This is a genomic window from Ruegeria sp. CDSB013, from assembly GCF_059611165.1.
Genome location: NZ_JBXWPA010000002.1, coordinates 165088 through 182844, shown reverse-complemented (window position 1 = coordinate 182844; position 17757 = coordinate 165088). Strand labels below are relative to the sequence as shown.

General features: G+C 58.5%; 20 protein-coding genes. 10 read left to right on the top strand and 10 right to left on the bottom strand.

The annotated features are described in order from the left end of the window. The first annotated feature begins 75 nt into the window (after positions 1-75). The 3 genes from AC2FJF_RS04400 (at position 76) to AC2FJF_RS04390 (ending at position 4578) form a co-directional block, all read left to right on the top strand. Complete coding sequence (locus AC2FJF_RS04400; protein WP_109311369.1) at positions 76-1158, top strand: TRAP transporter substrate-binding protein; 1083 nt, start codon at positions 76-78, stop codon at positions 1156-1158. Positions 1159-1279: 121 nt separating this feature from the next. After that, the gene (locus AC2FJF_RS04395; RefSeq protein ID WP_496723297.1) at positions 1280-2206 is read left to right on the top strand and encodes a TRAP transporter small permease subunit; all 927 of its coding nucleotides are present in this window, start codon (positions 1280-1282) and stop codon (positions 2204-2206) included. Positions 2207-2223: 17 nt separating this feature from the next. Continuing rightward, on the top strand, positions 2224-4578 hold the full coding sequence (locus AC2FJF_RS04390; protein ID WP_496723295.1) for a TRAP transporter large permease subunit: 2355 nt from the start codon (positions 2224-2226) through the stop codon (positions 4576-4578). 134 nt (positions 4579-4712) lie between these two features. On the opposite strand, the gene AC2FJF_RS04385 is transcribed toward AC2FJF_RS04390, so the two are convergent. The 4 genes from AC2FJF_RS04385 to AC2FJF_RS04370 all read right to left on the bottom strand — a co-directional run bounded on the left by AC2FJF_RS04385 (position 4713) and on the right by AC2FJF_RS04370 (position 6930). Beyond that, a complete protein-coding gene (locus AC2FJF_RS04385) occupies positions 4713-5102 on the bottom strand; it encodes a VOC family protein (RefSeq protein WP_496723293.1) in 390 nt (129 codons plus the stop codon). Between the two features lie 6 nt (positions 5103-5108). Continuing rightward, positions 5109-5933, bottom strand: a complete 825-nt coding sequence (locus tag AC2FJF_RS04380) for an arginyltransferase (protein ID WP_058274522.1) — start codon at positions 5931-5933, stop codon at positions 5109-5111. Between the two features lie 77 nt (positions 5934-6010). After that, positions 6011-6442, bottom strand: coding sequence for an RDD family protein (locus tag AC2FJF_RS04375; protein WP_058274521.1), 432 nt, complete (start codon positions 6440-6442; stop codon positions 6011-6013). A 65-nt stretch (positions 6443-6507) separates the two neighbouring features. After that, complete coding sequence (locus tag AC2FJF_RS04370) at positions 6508-6930, bottom strand: DUF2852 domain-containing protein (protein ID WP_496723291.1); 423 nt, start codon at positions 6928-6930, stop codon at positions 6508-6510. Positions 6931-7014: 84 nt separating this feature from the next. On the opposite strand from AC2FJF_RS04370, the gene AC2FJF_RS04365 reads away from it, so the two are divergent. Genes AC2FJF_RS04365 through AC2FJF_RS04345 form a run of 5 tightly spaced genes read left to right on the top strand, consistent with a single transcriptional unit; the run spans position 7015 to position 12292 of the window. After that, positions 7015-7467: a DUF4440 domain-containing protein gene (locus AC2FJF_RS04365; RefSeq protein ID WP_496723289.1), complete on the top strand. Its 453-nt coding sequence runs from the start codon at positions 7015-7017 to the stop codon at positions 7465-7467. Beyond that, positions 7464-10253 (top strand): [protein-PII] uridylyltransferase family protein, encoded by a 2790-nt coding sequence (locus tag AC2FJF_RS04360; RefSeq protein WP_496723287.1) that lies wholly within the window; start codon positions 7464-7466, stop codon positions 10251-10253. Before AC2FJF_RS04365 ends, AC2FJF_RS04360 begins: the two co-directional genes overlap by 4 nt. After that, positions 10240-10512: a hypothetical protein gene (locus AC2FJF_RS04355; RefSeq protein WP_496723285.1), complete on the top strand. Its 273-nt coding sequence runs from the start codon at positions 10240-10242 to the stop codon at positions 10510-10512. The genes AC2FJF_RS04360 and AC2FJF_RS04355 overlap by 14 nt, the downstream gene beginning before the upstream one ends. 38 nt (positions 10513-10550) lie before the next feature. Next, a complete protein-coding gene (locus AC2FJF_RS04350; protein ID WP_496723283.1) occupies positions 10551-11753 on the top strand; it encodes an RSP_2647 family RNA methyltransferase in 1203 nt (400 codons plus the stop codon). Further along, positions 11750-12292, top strand: a complete 543-nt coding sequence (locus tag AC2FJF_RS04345) for an RSP_2648 family PIN domain-containing protein (RefSeq protein ID WP_496723281.1) — start codon at positions 11750-11752, stop codon at positions 12290-12292. Before AC2FJF_RS04350 ends, AC2FJF_RS04345 begins: the two co-directional genes overlap by 4 nt. Before the next feature lie 71 nt (positions 12293-12363). On the opposite strand, the gene AC2FJF_RS04340 is transcribed toward AC2FJF_RS04345, so the two are convergent. Together AC2FJF_RS04340 and AC2FJF_RS04335 are read right to left on the bottom strand one after the other, a co-directional pair. After that, complete coding sequence (locus AC2FJF_RS04340) at positions 12364-13050, bottom strand: M48 family metallopeptidase (RefSeq protein ID WP_496723279.1); 687 nt, start codon at positions 13048-13050, stop codon at positions 12364-12366. 1 nt (position 13051) lies between these two features. Next, the gene (locus AC2FJF_RS04335) at positions 13052-13369 is read right to left on the bottom strand and encodes a hypothetical protein (protein WP_496723276.1); all 318 of its coding nucleotides are present in this window, start codon (positions 13367-13369) and stop codon (positions 13052-13054) included. Between AC2FJF_RS04335 and AC2FJF_RS04330 the strand changes: the two genes are divergently transcribed. Then, positions 13362-13712, top strand: coding sequence for a hypothetical protein (locus tag AC2FJF_RS04330; RefSeq protein WP_496723274.1), 351 nt, complete (start codon positions 13362-13364; stop codon positions 13710-13712). The genes AC2FJF_RS04335 and AC2FJF_RS04330 overlap by 8 nt on opposite strands. 150 nt (positions 13713-13862) lie before the next feature. After that, positions 13863-14531: a PAQR family membrane homeostasis protein TrhA gene (gene trhA / locus AC2FJF_RS04325; protein ID WP_113789438.1), complete on the top strand. Its 669-nt coding sequence runs from the start codon at positions 13863-13865 to the stop codon at positions 14529-14531. 3 nt (positions 14532-14534) lie between these two features. On the opposite strand, the gene AC2FJF_RS04320 is transcribed toward trhA, so the two are convergent. Genes AC2FJF_RS04320 through AC2FJF_RS04305 form a run of 4 tightly spaced genes read right to left on the bottom strand, consistent with a single transcriptional unit; the run spans position 14535 to position 17710 of the window. Further along, complete coding sequence (locus AC2FJF_RS04320; protein WP_496723271.1) at positions 14535-15719, bottom strand: vWA domain-containing protein; 1185 nt, start codon at positions 15717-15719, stop codon at positions 14535-14537. Positions 15720-15722: 3 nt separating this feature from the next. Then, a complete protein-coding gene (locus tag AC2FJF_RS04315) occupies positions 15723-15893 on the bottom strand; it encodes a hypothetical protein (protein ID WP_186437468.1) in 171 nt (56 codons plus the stop codon). Between the two features lie 3 nt (positions 15894-15896). Beyond that, a complete protein-coding gene (locus tag AC2FJF_RS04310; protein ID WP_496723269.1) occupies positions 15897-17264 on the bottom strand; it encodes a DUF2927 domain-containing protein in 1368 nt (455 codons plus the stop codon). Then, positions 17261-17710, bottom strand: a complete 450-nt coding sequence (locus AC2FJF_RS04305) for a GNAT family N-acetyltransferase (protein ID WP_496723267.1) — start codon at positions 17708-17710, stop codon at positions 17261-17263. Before AC2FJF_RS04305 ends, AC2FJF_RS04310 begins: the two co-directional genes overlap by 4 nt. Positions 17711-17757 lie beyond the last annotated feature (47 nt).

Genomic DNA, 17757 nt, shown 5'->3' with positions numbered 1-17757 from the left:
TAGGCTGACGCGCACTGAAAACGACTACGCCCGGCAATTGCCCGGGTTTTGAATATGTAGGGGAGGAACACTCATATGGATCGTCGTTCATTTCTAAAAACATCTGCTCTGGGCGGCTCGGCAGCTGCAGCCACCACGCTGGCGGCACCGGCATATGCGCAGGGTAAGCGCACGCTGACCATGGTAACCTCGTGGGGTCGCGGCCTGGCGGGTGTTTTCGACAGCGCACAGCGCTGCGCCGACAGCATCACCGCAATGTCGGACGGTAACCTGACCGTTGACATCAAAGCTGCCGGTGAACTGGTTGGCGCATTCGAAGTCTTTGACGCGGTATCGTCGGGGCAGGCCGACATGTATCACGCAGCGGACTATTACTTTGTTGGTCAGCACCCGGGCTATGCCTTCTTTACCGCTGTTCCGTTCGGCATGACCGCTCAGGAAATGGTAAACTGGTATTACCAGGATGGCGGCATGGAGCTGCATGACGAGCTGGGCCAGATCTTTGGTCTGAAGTCGTTCCTGGCAGGTAACACCGGCGCGCAGGCGGGTGGCTGGTACTCGAAAGAGATCAACGGTCCAGAAGACTTCCAAGGTCTGAAATTCCGTATGCCCGGTCTGGGTGGCCAAGCTCTGGGTAAACTGGGCGCGTCCGTGCAGAACATTCCGGGTTCGGAAGTGTATCAGGCGCTGTCGTCCGGCGCGATCGACGGTACCGAGTGGATCGGTCCGTGGGCTGACGAAAAAGCCGGTTTCCAGGAAATCACCAAGGTGTACTACACCGCCGGTTTCCACGAGCCGAACGCAGGCCTGTCGCTGGCAACCAACCGCGACGTGTTCGACAGCCTGACACCTGCTCAGCAGAAGATCATCGAGATTGCCGCTGCCGAAGCACACCAGTGGAACCTGGCACAATTCCTGGCCAACAACGGTGCCGCTCTGCAGCGCCTGCAATCAGGCGGCGTCAAGGTCATGGAATTCCCGGACAGCGTTTGGGATGCGTTTGGTGCGGCCAGCCAGGAAGTGCTGGACGAAAACATGGGCGACGAGCTGTTCAAGAAAATCCACGACAGCGCCATGGCGTCGTCGGCCTCGTCGGCTGGATGGCTGGACCTGTCGTCGGGTGTTTACACCACGCAGCGTAACCGCGTCCGCGGCTAAACGTTTTCCAAACGTTCCATTGGTTTCCCCGCCTTTGCGGGGAAACCTTTCTCTGTTGCGTATGCGCGGACCCATCAAACCGCTATAATCAGCAGTGCAACTGATACGACCTGGGGACAACATGCAGGACGAAAACGGTATCTCGTTCTTCGGCGCCCTGTGGAACGGACTTGTGTGGTTCGTTCAAAACATTGCCGAAGCCTTCTATAATTTCGGATACGCCATAACGCATCCGCAACTCTGGCTGAACTGGTCGGACAAAGAAGCCATCATGCGCTTTGTCTACTATGGCGGCTCGGTCGAGTTCTTCTTTGTGGTTTTCACCCTCTTTCTGGTTCTGACGGCCATCGGGCTGTACTACCGGAATTTCATGTGGGGGATGGTGCGGGGCCTGGAAGGGTTCGCCAACACCACCGGGCGCTTCTTTGCATGGGCCGGTTTGCTGATGGTCATTCAGCAGATCGTTATCGTTTTCATGCAACGCGTGTTTACCCGCCCGGATATGTCCTTTGGTCTGGGTATCCCGTTTCAAATGGATATCAGTTGGTTCGCCGAAGAGCTGAAGCTTTATAACGCGATGGTCGTCTGCCTGTGTTGCACCTACACATTTGTGCAGGGCGGCCATGTCCGTGTTGATCTGATTTATGCCGGCATCAGCCACCGCGCCAAGCGTGTGGTGGACATGTTGGGCGCGCTTTTGTTCATGATGCCGATGGCCGTGCTGACGTGGATGTATGGCTGGTATTTCATGTGGCGGCACCTGATCGTACCGAAACCGTCGGCCAGTGACACGCTGGATCGTCTGGTGATGAAATCCCGTGCGCTGCGCTGGAACATCGAAACCATCGGGTTCAGCCCAAATGGGTTCAACGGATACTTCCTGTTCAAGATCCTGCTGATTGCATTTGCCGGAATGGTGTTCCTGCACGCAATCGCATTCCTGTACCGCTCGTATCTGGAATACGTCGAAGGGCCGGACAGCGTTGGAAAATACCTCGACAAGGACAGCCTTGGCGAGGGTGAAGAAGCCTACGAAGGCGCACATTAGGGACGGAGACCCAGACTATGTTATTCGGACTTGATGGCGTCGAGATAGGCCTCATTATCGTATTCTTCTGCCTCTTCGGGGGCATCCTTTCCGGCTTTCCGGTGGCCTTTGCCATCGGCGGCGCCGGTATCATTTCATTCGGGATCATCGCGGCGCTGGATAGCGCCGGTCTGTTAATACACCAGGCAATTGATACCAGTTCCCAAGCATACCGAGACCTTGTGAATTCGGGCGTCAAACCGGACACGGTGTCGGTGTTCCGCTTCCCGGATTTACCAAGGATCGCCGAGCCGGTGTTTGTGCAAGGCTGGGAAACCGCGCTGGATCGCAACGTGTCGTTCATCGTGAACCGCATGAACGAACGCGTTCTGGCGGGGCAGTCTATTGAGACCCTGCTGGCCGTCCTGATGTTCGTTCTGATGGGCATCACGCTGGAACGCTCAAAGATCGCGAACGATCTGCTGACAACAATGGCGCGCGTCTTTGGACCGTTGCCGGGTGGTCTGGCCGTGTCGATCGTGGTCGTGGGTGCATTCCTGGCGGCCTCGACCGGAATTGTTGGCGCGACCGTGGTAACCATGGGCCTGCTGGCGCTGCCGACTATGTTGCGCAACAACTACTCGCCTGAACTGGCGACGGGTGTGATTGCGGCATCGGGCACGTTGGGGCAGATCATTCCGCCGTCCATCGTGATCGTTCTGTTGGGCACCTTGGCGGGTGATCTCTATTCAACTGCGCAGGAAACGCGCGCTCAGGACGCTGGCTGTACCGATGCGCTGACTTATCTGGGGGAACCGGCTGTGGTTTCGGTCGGGACGCTGTTCCAGGCCGCCTTGTTGCCAGGGATCATGTTGGCCTTGCTCTATGCGCTGTATGCCTTTGGCTATGCGCTGCTGAACCCTGAGAAAGCACCGGCGGTGCCAATGTCGGGTGGCAGTGGTGAGCCGATCACGCGCGGCGAAGGTCTGACCTGGTTGCTTGGTGCACCTGTTGCTCTGATCGTTGGCGCAGTTCTGCTGAGCAGCTCGGGCGTCATTGGCAGCCAGAATATCAACGTCTCGGCGTTCTCGGACATCGGTGAGGGCGCGTCGTTGCGGACCAATGTGTCCGAGCAGTGCAAGGCCTCGATGATCGAACTGCATGGGCAATCTGCCTGGGATCAAGCCGTATCCGAGCAGGAGGCGATTGACGCCGCAGGTGGTGTCGCCAACGCCGAACGACTGAGCGAAGAGGCGCTGGTCGAGGCGCGCGAGGCCAAGATCGCCGCTGCGGCGCCGATTGGTACTGGTGTTGCGGTGATTGTGGTTCTGCTGGGTCTGACACTGGTCATGGGCCGCGGCATTGCGCCGTCCAAACCGACGCAACCGTTAATCCTAGGGGCTATCGGTCTGCTGTTGATGTTGCTGGTTGATGTTCTGTTGATTGCACCAACAACGTCTTCGGGATTGACCTTCGTCCTTCTGGCTTTGCCCTTTGCCTTGGCAATGTACGGCTGCAAGGAGGCGGCAGCCCGGTGTGCCACGAACGATCTGATCCGGGTGGTCTTCCCGCCATTGGTTCTGATTATCGCGGTGCTAGGATCAATTCTGGGTGGTGTGACCAACCCGACACCAGCGGCCGCGTTGGGAGCGGGCGGAGCGATCATGCTGGCAGCCTATCGCAAGCTGCAGGACCAAGAGCGCTCGGGCAAGGTGATCATCTGGGCCACTTTTGCCGTGATCATTGCGCTGCTGATGGGCGTGAACTTTGATTTGCGCATCAATCAGAGCAATGTGAACTTTGAGACCTGGGTCGCCTTCATAATTGCTTACGGTGCTTATCTGTATGCTCTGTTCGGTCTGTTGTTTGGGTGCTGGGTTTTGTTCACCAGCGGTGTTCTGACGCCCGTGGTGCGCGAGACGGCCAAGGTGACCTCGATGGTGTTCACGATCCTGATCGGATCGCAACTGCTGAACCTGGTGGTGATCTCGTTCGGAGGAGAGCACTATATTCAGCAGTTCCTGCGCAGCTTTGACAACGAGTTCACGGTCTTCCTGATCGTGATGCTGGTTCTGTTCATTCTGGGCTTCGTGCTGGATTTCCTCGAGATCATCTACATCGTGATCCCCATCGTGGGACCGGTGATTTACGGTGGCTCGTTCGATCCGAAATGGGTGACGATCATGGTGGCGGTGAACCTTCAGACGTCGTTCCTGACGCCGCCCTTCGGGTTTGCGCTATTCTACTTACGAGGGGTCGCGCCCAAAGAAGTCACAACAGGCCACATCTATCGTGGGATCATTCCGTTCGTGATCATTCAGGTGGTCGGGATTGCGATCCTGTGGTTCTTCCCGTCGATCGTGACCATCGTTCCGGATCTGATCCCGAATTGATGCGACGTTCATAACCAAATTGAAAAGGGGGCCTGTGGGCCCCCTTTGCTTTGGTGTTGGGGGAAGGGGCGCTGCCCCTTCTTGGTCTGCGACCAATTCAACTCCGGGGTATTTTTTGCGAGATGAAGTGCGGATCAAGTGAACTGGATCAGGTCCCAGCGATTGCCGAACGGGTCGCGCCAGACGGCGACGGTGCCATAGGGCTCATTGCGCGGGTCTTCTTCGAAATGGACGCCTGCTGTGACCATTGCGTTGTGGTCACGTTGGAAATCATCTGTTTGAAGGAAAAAGCCGACGCGCCCCCCGGTTTGGTTTCCAACGGCGGCGGTCTGGCTTGGGCCATCGGCCTTTGCCAGCAGCAGGGATGCGTCACCCGAACCCGGCGGGGCAACCCGGATCCAGCGTTTGCCGCCGCCGAGGTCTATATCCTGCAGCAGGGTGAAACTGAGTGTTTGGGTATAGAAGGCGATCGCGTCGTCGTAGTCCGGCACCACAAGGGTGACGGCGAAAAGACTTTGGGTCATGGGGTGTCAGCCCTTGGTGGGGTGGCGGTCGGGCAGTTGAATGCTGGCAACCTGTTCCGCGATTGGCGCGGTGGACAAAGGGTGGCGGCTGGAATCCGTCAGTTCAGATGGATTGTTTACGCTGATCCATTCGCCCTGGTAATAGGCTTCAAGCCCCGAGAAGCGCGCTTTGTAACCCATCTTGGGGCTGCCCGGCACCCAGTATCCAAGGTAGACATAGGGCAACCCGGCTTCGCGCGCGATGTCGATGTGATCGAGGATCATATACGTGCCCAGCGAGTTCTGCGGTTGCTGGGGGGTATAAAACGAGTAGACCATGCTGAGGCCGTCATCCAGGACATCTGTCAGGCTGACGCCGATCAGATCCCCGGATTTAGGGTCGGCATATTCCACGACCCGGCTTCGGATCGGGGTTTCTTCGATCATCGCGGCGAATTCGAAAACGTCCATATCGGCCATTCCACCATCCGCGTGGCGAGTGTCCAGATAGCGGCGGAAGAGTTCGTATTGCTCGTCCGTGGCCCAGGGTGAATTCGCCCTGCGTTGCAGGTACGCGTTGCGTTTAGCCGCACGTTTCTGGCTTTTGCTTGGGCGGAAGGCCGTCACGTCGATCCGGGCCGACAGACAGGCCGCGCAATCGGAGCAGGACGGGCGGTACAACACGTTTTGCGATCGGCGAAACCCTTGTTGGGACAATGAGTTATTTAGCTGATCTGCACCTTCCCCCTGAAGGGCAGTGAACAATTTACGCTCCATCCTGCCCTCAAGATAAGGGCAAGGCTGTGGGGCCGTCACATAGAATTGTGGCGCGATTGGCAGCGTGTGTCGCATGAACGTTCCGTGTTTCCTTGGACCGGATGATAACAACCGATCCTAAAACCGCCAAGTGATTCACGTCGTTGAATTTTTTACGCGCGCTGGTTGATCATGACAGTTCCAAGGAACGCATCAGTAAGTCCCTGGCCACGTGCGCTGGTCAGCATCATGATGACTGAGATGATCTGTATGACCGGAAAGGCCATGCTGACAAAATACCCGGCCGTGTGGGCCACCGCTTTGCCCAAATCCATCCGGGATCCGAATGAATCGCGCAGTTCGATCCCCATAAAGCGCATGCCCAGTGTGGCCGAGCCATTGGCGATGGTAATCACGCGGTAGACGAAACTGACGACTGCGTAGATCAAGGCCAGGACGAAGAAGCCCAGACCAAAGGTCAGCAGGATGGCCACCGTACACAACAGCGAGATAAAGGCGATGTCGAAAAGCCAGGCGATAAAACGCTTGGTCGCGACAGACTGGTAAAACTCCGGCTGTCGGTCTGGGTCGGGCAGGTGGGTCATATGTTGATTTCCGGCTGAGAATTTAGGACACCCTGTCCCGAATGTCGGGACAGGGCAAGGTCGGCTTAGGCGCGTTCGCCGTTTTCAGTCTCATCGTTGTTTTCACGGGCGCGTTCGTCCATGAACTGGTCAAACTCGGCCTTGTCCTTGGCATCGCGCAGGCGGCGCAGGAAGGATTCGAATTCCTGTTGTTCGCGCTCGAGCCGGGCCAGAGTGTCGGACTTGTAGGCGTCAAACGCGCTATTGCCGGATGGCTTCATCGCACTCATGTGGCTGTGCCAGGATTTGCGACGGCTGCAGGATTTGCTGAACATGCGTTTGCTCCAGATCATATAGGCAAGAAGCGCCAGGCCAACGGGCCAGAAAAAGATGAAACCAAGGACCATGGCGGCGATCCAGGCCCCTTTGCCCTTGTCATCCATCCAGGCTTCGGCACGAGAGAGCCACCCCGGATTTTGTGGGACGGCGTGGTCGGACAATGCGGTCATTTGGGTTCTCCGGGTTTGATGTAAATTGCGTTCACATTGTCTAGATGGGGACTGAAGCGGGGGTTGCAAGGGGTCGATGTAAAAATGATTTACATTTTGGATTTTGCGACGGTTGACCTTGCTGAGGAACGGGCGCACTTTCCGCCTATGCAACATGTTGAAAATACGACACCTCCGACGCTGGATGAAATTCTAAACCTGGAAAAGCAGGTTTGGACCGCCCTGATGGAAGGCAATGCGGCTGCAGACCGGGCCTTGCTGAGCCCAGATTTTCTTGGGGTTTATCCGACGGGGTTTGCGAACCGGGATGATCACGTGGGACAGTTTGCCGACGCTCCGACGATGGCGCGCTATGAGCTAAGCGACACCCGGTTGCGGGTTTTGACCTCGGATATCGTTCTGCTGTCGTACCAGGCCGACTATCAGCGACCCAAGGCCGAGGGTTGGGAGGCGATGCTAATCTCGTCGCTTTGGGAGCGGCGGCATGACGTCTGGGTCAACAGTTTCAGTCAGGATACGCCCCTGGAGGGGAAATGACTGGACCTCTTTCCATTCAGCGCCTGCCACGTGCATTCGACCAGTCGCTTGGCGATGATGCGCGCGCGGCGGTCAGTGGCATTACATCCGAACAGGGCGAGTTGATCGCTGGGGCAGCAGGGTCCAGCCCCTATCTGAAAAACTTGATCGATCACGAAAGCGATTGGTTGGCCTCAGCGTTGCAAAACCCCGATGACGCGCTGGCCGACGTTTTGCAGGCCGCGCGAATGCTGTCGCCGGATCAGTTGAAACCGGGGCTGCGACTGGCCAAGCGACGGATGGCGTTGCTGACCGCCCTGGCTGATCTGGCGGGCGCGTGGCCGTTGGAAAAGGTGACCGCGGCGCTAACCGATTTTGGCGCGTTGGCGGCGGATGTGGCGGCCAAGGCCGAGATCGCCAACCTGATCCGGCGCGGCAAACTTCCGGGCATGGGGCCGGACGATGTCGAAACCGCCGCCGGGATGATTATCCTGGCGATGGGCAAGATGGGCGCGTACGAGTTGAATTACAGCTCGGACATCGACCTGATCGTCCTGTTCGATGAGACGCGGTTTGATCCCGATGACTTCTACGAAGCGCGGCAAGGCATGGTGCGGGCGACACGCAATTTCTGCGCCACGCTCAGCGATAAGACGGCGGATGGGTATGTATTCCGCACTGATCTGCGCCTGCGCCCGGATCCGGCTGTGACGCCGGTCTGTATGGCGGCTGAGGCAGCCGAGCGGTACTATGAAAGCCTGGGCCGCACGTGGGAGCGCGCGGCCTATATAAAAGCACGCCCATGCGCTGGCGATATTGTGGCAGGACAACGGTTTCTGGATACGCTGCGCCCCTTTGTCTGGCGGCGTCACCTGGATTTTGCTGCCATTCAGGACGCCCATGACATGCGTTTGCGTATCCGAGAGAACAAGGGAACAGGTGGTTCGCTGAGTATTCCGGGCCATGACATGAAGCTGGGACAGGGCGGCATTCGCGAGATTGAGTTCTTTACCCAGACACGCCAATTGATTGCTGGTGGCCGCGACGCGGACCTGCGCGTTCGTGGAACCGTTCCCGGCTTGGCGGCTCTGGCCGAAAAAGGCTGGGTCCCGCAGGACGTGGCAGACAAGCTGACTGATCATTACCGCGCCCATCGCGAGGTCGAACATCGCATACAAATGGTCCATGACGCCCAGACCCACAAGGTGCCGCAATCGCCGGACGGGATAGAACGCGTCGCTTGCCTGATGGGGATCGACGTCGACGAACTAACCCGTGACCTGACCCACAGGCTGACCGAAGTGCACGAACTGACCGAGGGCTTTTTTGCGCCCGGTTCCTCGACGCGCGCGCCAGTTGGCGAGGTGGATTTTGACCAGAACGTTCTGGCCCGCTGGACGACATATCCCGCACTGCGATCGCAACGCGGCGCGCGGATTTTCGAACGCCTCAAGCCCGAGCTGCTATCGCGTTTGGCAAAAACGGCGCAACCGGACGAGGCGCTGCGGGCACTTGATGGTTTTCTGTCAGGCCTGCCCGCCGGCGTTCAACTGTTTTCACTGTTCGAGGCCAACCCCCAACTGATCGACCTGCTGATTGATATTGTCGGGACATCCCACGCGCTTGCGGCGCATCTGTCGCGCAATGCATCGGTGTTTGATGCGGTGATCGGCGGCAGTTTCTTTAGCGACTGGCCGGGGCAGGCTACACTGCAGGCGGATCTGGATCAGGCCCTTTCGGAGGAATCAGATTACGAAAGCCAGTTGGATCTGGCCCGCCGCTGGTGCAAGGAATGGCACTTTCGCGTTGGCGTTCATCACCTGCGCGGGCTGATCGATGGTGAACAGGCGGGGCAGCAATACGCTCAGCTTGCAAGCGCGGTGATTGCCGCGATCCTGCCGCGCGTATCGAATCATTTTGCCCGTAAACACGGCCCTGCCCCGGGGCGCGGTGCAACCGTGCTGGGCATGGGGTCACTTGGGGCTGGGCGGATCAACTCGCAATCCGATTTGGATATGATCGTGATCTATGACCCGCTGGATCAGGATATGTCCGAGGGGCCACGCCCCTTGGCCACTCGCACTTATTATGCACGGTTTACGCAGGCGCTGATCACGGCCCTATCAGCGCCGATGTCGCAAGGGCGGCTGTATGAGGTCGATATGCGCCTGCGTCCGTCAGGCAATCAGGGGCCGGTGGCGACAAGTTGGGCCAGCTTTACAAACTATCAGCAGAACGAAGCGTGGGTTTGGGAACATCTTGCCCTGACACGGGCCCGCGTTATCGCCGGAGACGATGGTTTGGCCGAAGATATCGAGACGTTCCGCACAACCCTGCTGTCGCAACCGCGTGACCAGCAGAAGGCCCTGCGCGAAGTGGCCGAGATGCGCGCCCGCTTGGCCGCAGCCAAATCACCTGCGGGGATCTGGGACGCCAAAAACGGCCCCGGCCGGATGATGGATATCGAACTGATGGCCGAAACCGGGGCGCTGTTGTCAGGCGTCGTACAGCGCGATGTGCATTCCGGTTTGGATGGCGCCGTCGCTGCTGGTTTGCTGGACGTCGCTCAGGCGCAAACGCTGAAGGACTGCTACGACCTATGCTGGTCCGTACAATGCGCGGCGCGCTTGTTGTCCGGCAAGGTCATCGAAGCTGACAAGGTCGGCGAGGGCGGATCTGCCTTCCTGTGCCGCGCGACTGGATTTGAACAGGTTGAACAGCTGCAAAGCGCGCTGCAAGACAACTACAGCACGGCCGCCGAGATTATTGGCGGCGTGATCAGGGACGAAGATGATGGCGCAGAGTAAAGATCCAAATGATCACAAGGGGTTGATCCGCGAAGCGTACCGGATCGAAGGCATCACGTTGCCTGAATGCCGCAGCATCTTTCTGGACTGGGCTCTCAGCCTGCCTGCTGAACGGGACCAATCCCAGGCGTTGATCGACCTGCATGCCGCCTATTCCCAGCAGGACGCCGATCACCCGATGACGCAGGTGCTGGCAGAGGGATTACAAACTGCCCAAGCGCCCAAGCGCCGGGGCGGTTGGCGGTCCCGCGACCGCTAGGGCTTTTCCCCCGGGGTATTCGCGACTATGAGGGCTTCATGACCCAAACTGCCGATCACTCCCGTATCCGCCTGAAACCCAAAGCCAACGCACGTGGCCTGCGCCACGGTTTTCCGTGGGTGTATGCCAATGACATCGTGACGGATCGCCGGACGCGTAAAATCCCGGCAGGGGCGCTGGCGGTGCTTGAGGATGACAAACGCGCGCCCATAGCGCTGGTTGCGGTGAATCCTGACTCCAAAATCATGTGCCGCGTTCTGGACCGAGATCTGGACGTGCAACTGGACGCCGCGTGGTTCGAAACCCGCCTGCGTCGCGCGCTTGAGATGCGCGAACGCCTGTTCGACGCACCCTATTATCGCCTGATCCATGCCGAAGCGGACGGCTTTCCCGGCGTCATCATCGATCGGTTTGGCGATGCCTGTGTGATCCAGCCCAATGCCGCGTGGGCCGAGGCGCATCTGGAAACTCTGACCGAGGCTCTGGTCACTGTTACCGGCGTGACAACCGTGCTCAAAAACGCGTCGGGCCGGACACGAGGGCTGGAAGGCCTGGATGATGTGAACCTCACCCTGCGTGGCACCGCCCCCGGTGCGCCGCTGCCGGTGCCGATGAACGGCGCCACGTATATGGCCGACCTGACAGGCGGCCAAAAAACCGGGCTGTTCTACGACCAACGGCCCAACCACGCCTTCGCTAAGCGACTGGTGCAGCCCGGCGCGCGGGTATTGGACGTCTTCAGTCACGTGGGCGGATTCGGGCTGGCCATGTTGGCCGGTGGCGCGGGGCAGGCGCTGTCCGTAGATGGATCTGCAGCCGCGCTGGACCTCGCGGCCAAAGGGGCCGAGGCCTCTGGTTTTGCTGACGCGTTCCAAACCAGACAAGGCGATGCCTTCGATGCCCTGACCCAATTGGGTGAAGAGGGCGCGCAGTTCGACGTCGTCATCTGCGATCCACCCGCCTTTGCGCCTTCGAGACAAGCGCTGGACGCTGGCCTGCGCGCCTATGAACGTGTGGCCCGCTTGGCGGCAGCTCTGGTCAAACCCGCCGGTTATCTGGGCCTGTGCTCGTGTTCACACGCGGCTGATCTGGGCCGGTTCCGCGACGCGTCGTCTCGTGGGATTGGTCGGGCGGGGCGACAGGCGCAACTGATCCATACGGGCTTTGCCGGACCCGACCATCCGCAACTGCCGCAACTGGCGGAAAGCGGCTATCTCAAAGCCGTGTTCTACCGGCTGTGAAGGCGGTTCTGGATACCTGCGTAATCTACCCTACGGTGATGCGAGAGATGCTGCTCGGCGCTGCCAAACTAGGCCATTTCACGCCCGTATGGTCGGCGCGCATCCTCGGGGAATGGGCGCGCGCGGCCCGCAAGCTGGGCCCTACAGGCGAGGCTCAGGCTCGTGCTGAAATTGCACTGGCGCAAGCCAATTGGCCGAAAGCCGAGTTTCCTGCAGCAACCAATGTCGAACAGCGGCTCTGGCTGCCGGACAGCGCGGATATCCACGTTCTGGCAACGGCCGTTGCATCCTCGGCGGACGTGATCGTTACCGTCAACGCCAAAGACTTTCCCCGAAACATCCTGTCCGAGGAAGGGCTGGACCGCCGCGATCCGGACAGTCTGCTGCACGGATTCTGGCAATCCGATCCCGGGGGCATAAGCGACACAGCCAACCGTGTCCTGGCCGAGGCCAACCGCCTGTCGGGCGACCAATGGACCTTGCGCCCGCTGATGAAAAAAGCCCGTCTCCCACGTCTGGGCAAAGCGCTCGCCGCGTAACCGGGATTCAGCTTCATCCGGCTAAAAATATCCCGGAGAGCGCGAGAGGCTGGCCTCTCGCTGCCTTTAAATCAGCCACGGGTCCAACGCTGCTCTAATGCCTCCAGGGCCGCGATCCGTTCGTCTGTTTTTGGATGGCTCATCAACCAGGCGGGCACAACGCCAGCACGCTGCTGCGTCAGGTCTTCCAGCTTGTGAAACAACGACTTCTGCGGTCCGATTCCAATCCCGGCCTTGGTCAGCAAGGCAGCTGCATATTCGTCAGCTTCATATTCATCACTGCGCGAAAGGCGCGATGCCAGCAGATGCGTCAGCATATTGGCAATCCACGCGCCGATGAACGGGATGAACCGATTGAGCAACATCATCAACGCAGCCCGGAGTGCATTCTGCCCGGAAAAGTCGATCATCCGACGGCGGGCATGACCCAGCGCCACATGGCCCAGCTCATGCGCGATGACGCTGGCCATTTCCTCGGCCGAAACCTCGCCACTGCGAAATTTGCGGTAGAATCCGCGCGTGATGAAAATCCGTCCGTCCGGTGCCGCCAGACCGTTTACCGGGTCAATCTCATAGATGTAGACCGGCACCCGGTCGATCTCTAACGCTGCAGCCAGCCGGTCGGTCATGCGTTTCAGGGCAGGGTCGGCCAGCTCGGTAGATTTTGCATCCAGATCCTTATGTGTGCGCCAGACGGAAATCCGGTACATCACAAGGGCATAGGCAATGGCCAGCAGGATCGGGGTCAGACGTAGCATCTTACAAATATGGTTCCGGGCCGGGGATTAGGCAACCGCGCTTGAGCTTTTGTGCCATAAAGGTGAATGGGTCCAATTCTTGCCCATTTTCCCGCATAGCACGAATTCGATGCAAGGTTTTCAACAAGGTGGATTTTGTTATGAAGAGTTTCTGTTTGCGGATGTACATATTTTGCCTGCGATCATTGGGGATGTACGGCATTCTTGTGTCTGTAGCATCGGCCGGGGCGCTGGCTATCGGCTTTTCCAAGGGGTTCCACATTGGACCGTTGGTTTTGTCCACATCGATTGCGTTGGCTATCAGTTTGGCGATGGCCATTTCGAAGCTGACGCCAAGTTGGCTGGCTGACCCCGCTGGAATGATCAAAGCCTTTGTCATTTTTGTGGGCTCGGGGCCGCTCGTTCTTCTATTCGGGATCGTCAGTATGACCGTAGTTCTGCCCATGGAACTAGACGCTTCACTGGGTAAATCGCTTTCTATTCTGATCGCGCTTCCCGCATGGGCTTTGGGGGTTGGTTTGGGCTGGACCGCCCTAATTTATGGAATTCTGCCAGACAAAAGCCAGCCCGGTCCTTCACCGCTGCCCAGCGCAGCACCTCCACCGCCACCGGCTACAAGCGCCGATTTGCGAAGCCTACGTCAGTCCCGCATGAGTCGATGAGTATCGAAGAAACGCGCCCATTCACCTCGGCTTAGTCGTCGTCTCGGCGGGCTTGCACGGCGCATTTTTACAATCAACATATCGTCACAGTCTGAAACACAGCGGCTGCCAGACTTGTCGTAGGGCAGATCGCGCCATAACTTTGATATTATGTGGTCATTTGCCGATATCCGACCAGCCTATAGCCGGGCTGAACGAGTCAGTGATGGCGTTGTTCATGTCCTTGGCGTTGCAGCGGCAATTGTTGCCGTTCCGGCGCTGATCGCGTTGACTGCCCTATACCGGACCGAGCCTGCCGCGGTTCTTGGGGTCTCGGTCTACGGCTTCACGCTCATCCTGATGCTGTCGTTTTCGGCTTTGTACAATATGGTTCAGTCTGACAGATGGGGCGAGCTGCTGCGCCGCCTCGATCACTCTGGGATTTACGTCAAGATTGCAGGTACTTACACGCCGTTCATCTTGCTTTCCGGTGCCCCAATGACCGGGCTCATGATCGGTCTTTGGTCATCTGCGACCCTTGGATCAATCCTGAAAATGATCGACCCGCACCGGTTCCGTTGGTTCGGTTTGGCGCTGTATGTGTTGATGGGATGGGCGTCCGTTTGGGCGGGTCAATCGCTGCTGGCCGACTTGTCGCAGCCTGTTGTGGCGCTGATGATCACCGGAGGCATCGTCTATACCGCGGGCATCGCCTTTTATCTTCTGGATTGGTTGCCGTTCCACAACACAATCTGGCATGTCTTCGTTCTGACAGGTAGCGTGTTGTTTTTTCTTGCAGTTTCGTTCCGCATTGCCTGGGCGCCGGTCCTGCAGATCTGATGGTCAGCGGGTCAGTTCCCGCATGCCCTGTTCCAACCCGGCCAGCGTCATCGGCACCATGCGGTCCTCGAAAACCTCGCGGATCATGCCGATGGAATGGGTGTATTCCCAGTACTTTTCCGGCACCGGGTTGATCCACAGATTTGATGTCCACTGCTCGCGCGCGCGTTGCAGCCAGACCTGACCGGCTTCCTGGTTCCAGTGCTCATTCGCACCACCGGGATAGGCAATCTCATAAGGACTCATCGAGGCGTCGCCGACGAAGATGCACTTGTAGTCTGAACCATAAGTGCGCAGTACCTCGTGGGTCGAGGTCTGCTGATCCCATCGGCGGTGATTGTCACGCCAGACGCCTTCATACAGGCAATTGTGAAAGTAGTAATATTCCAGATGCTTGAACTCGGTTCTTGCAGCGGAAAACAGCTCTTCGACAACTTTGATATGTGGATCCATCGAGCCGCCCACATCCAGAAACAACAGCACTTTGACTGCGTTGTGACGCTCGGGGCGGGTTTTGACGTCGAGATAGCCATGTTCGGCGGTGGCGCGGATGGTGCCGTCCAGATCCAGTTCCTCGGCCGCACCTTCGCGGGCCCAGCGACGCAGGCGCTTCAGCGCGACCTTGATATTGCGCGTACCCAGTTCAACCGTGTCGTCCAGGTTCTTGAATTCACGCTTGTCCCACACCTTGACCGCGCGCTGATGGCGGCTTTCCTTTTGGCCGATACGCACACCTTCGGGGTTATAGCCATAAGCCCCGAACGGCGACGTCCCGGCGGTGCCGATCCACTTGTTGCCCCCCTGATGGCGGCCTTCCTGATCCTTGAGACGCTCGCGCAGCGTCTCCATCAGTTTTTCAAAGCCGCCCATGGCCTCGATCTCGGCTTTTTCTTCGTCTGAAAGGTGTTTCTCGGCCATCTTGGCCAGCCATTCGGCAGGGATATCGACAGCTTCGAGCACCTGATCAAAGCTGATCTCTTCCAGACCTTTGAAGCTGGCGGCAAAGGCCTGGTCGAACTTGTCGATATTGCGCTCGTCCTTCACCATCGACACGCGGGCGAGGTAATAGAACGCCTCAACATCATAGGTCGCCAGCCCCTTTTTCATGCCCTCCAGAAAGGTCAGGTATTCGCGCAGTGATACGGGAATGCCAGCTTTGCGGAGGTTTTCGAAAAAGGGCAGAAACATGCGTTAACCCACCAAACGAACCAGGATCAGGGAAAGCACCAGACCTACAATGGCAAATGCGATGCCGTAACCGGCCGCATATTGGGCAATATCTGCGCCGCTGCCATTGCGTTTGCGAGCCTTCATCGCGCCAAGGATCGCCCCTAACAACGCCATTCCCAAAACTACGACCATGCGTTACCCGCCTCTGTTGTTGGTGGGCGGACCTTCCGCAACTTCCTGCATCAGCGACCGGACCACGACTTCCGAGCCAAAGCCGTATCGCGCCCATGCAAGACTGTCCAGTCTGACGGTACGTGCCTGATTTGGTCGTCCGGCCTGATTGAGCGCTTCTGATTTCAACAAAAGTAGAGTAGCCAACTGAGCGGCGTTTTCGGCCTGCGACATGACAGCTATTGCCTTGTCTAATTCAGGCAGGACCTCCGGTCCCTTGCCCTGCGCAAGTGCGAAGGCAGCAGTTTGCGTAGTCACATAGGCCTGATGGATTTCGGTTCCCGGCGTCGCACGCAGATACTGCATGGCAATGTCGTATTGTTTGATCGCTTCGCGGGAATCGTCGAATTGTGCCATTCGGCCGAGGATATAGTACGGATATGCCCGCCGGTGGTCGGTCCAACCCTGTTCACGTCCGATCTGGACCGCTCTTTCCGCAGCTTTCACTCGGTTGCGGGTGCTTGGCCTTGATCCAAGCGATTTTTGGACGGCGTTGATCCACTCGCGCGGGGTGTCCGAAACGGGTTGCGCGGGTAAAGTGTCGCCGCGCGGGTTCAGTCGGCGAAGGATGCCGGGCAGGACGGACTGGACTTGTTCGCGAGTCATGCCGCTGCGCAGTTGGGGCGAGTAAGCCGTGCGCAGGATCAGCATGTCAAAGCCGGTCAGAATGGTGTGGATATTGTCGTCGTTGAACACAGAATCCGGCAGGTGGTACAGATCATTCAGCGGCCCCAGAGCCTGCGCCAGTTCCTCGTGCAGGCAGTCGCGTTTTTCCTGAGGGCTGACGTCATAGGGAATGAAAATGCCCAGCCGTTCACGGCTGCGCAGCGCGGTCCAACTGCTTTTGCGTTTGCGCCGGTCCTGTCGGTATTCCTCAAAGCTTGAGGCGTTGGGAACCACGAAACAGGCGGCTTGGGGCAGGATGCGTTGGATCTGCTCCTGGCTGACGGCCTCAATGGTGATATTGGCCTGGCCCTCCGTTATCTGGCGAATGTCGATCCCGGCCTCGCGTTGTAGACGCGTCAACAACCGGGTCAGATCGCGCTGCATTGACGGTGTGGGTGATCCCGTAAGTCGAACGGTGACGGGGACCTCGAACCGAGTGAAGACGGGTAATGTGGCGCCGCCTTCGAGCGCGAAGTGCAAAGAAAGGAAATCGGCTGCAATATTAGCGTTCGACCGGGCGGGTGGTCTGGGTCGGGTTGACGTGAACGCTTTGGCGGGCGGCAGGTTTGCCTCGATCGCCTTAACGCGTGATGGCGGTTCAGGGGGGGTAACCGCGGTGCATCCGGCGACGGCAAAGCCAAACAGGACCGCAGCGACCCTGATCATGGACGTTGATACCGGATAAAGGGCGTTTGTTTGCCGATCCGATCATAGAGCTTGCGCGCTGTGTGATTGAACTCTTGCGTCAGCCAATAGACGGATGGCGCTCCTCGCCGGTCGGCCTCATCATACACAGCTTGAATCAACGCGCGGCCAACACCGGTTCCGCGCGCCTCGGGCCGGGCAAACAGGTCTTGCAGATAGCAAACGCTTTCCTCTTTCCACGCATGGCGATGAAACAGGTAATGGGTCAGGCCAACAAGATGACCATCCGCTTCGGCCACGAAGCAGGAAAAATCGTTGGGATCATTACCCAGCAACCGTGCGAAGGTGCTGTCATATGTCTGCTCTGGCACTGTCGTTTCATAAAACGCCAGATAGTCGCGCCACATTCCGGCCCATTCGGCGCGGTCCTCGGGCTGCAACGCTCGGATATTGAGGGCGTCAGGCAAGCAATGGCTCCTATGTTGTCAGGTCGGAATGCCCGACAACGCCGGAC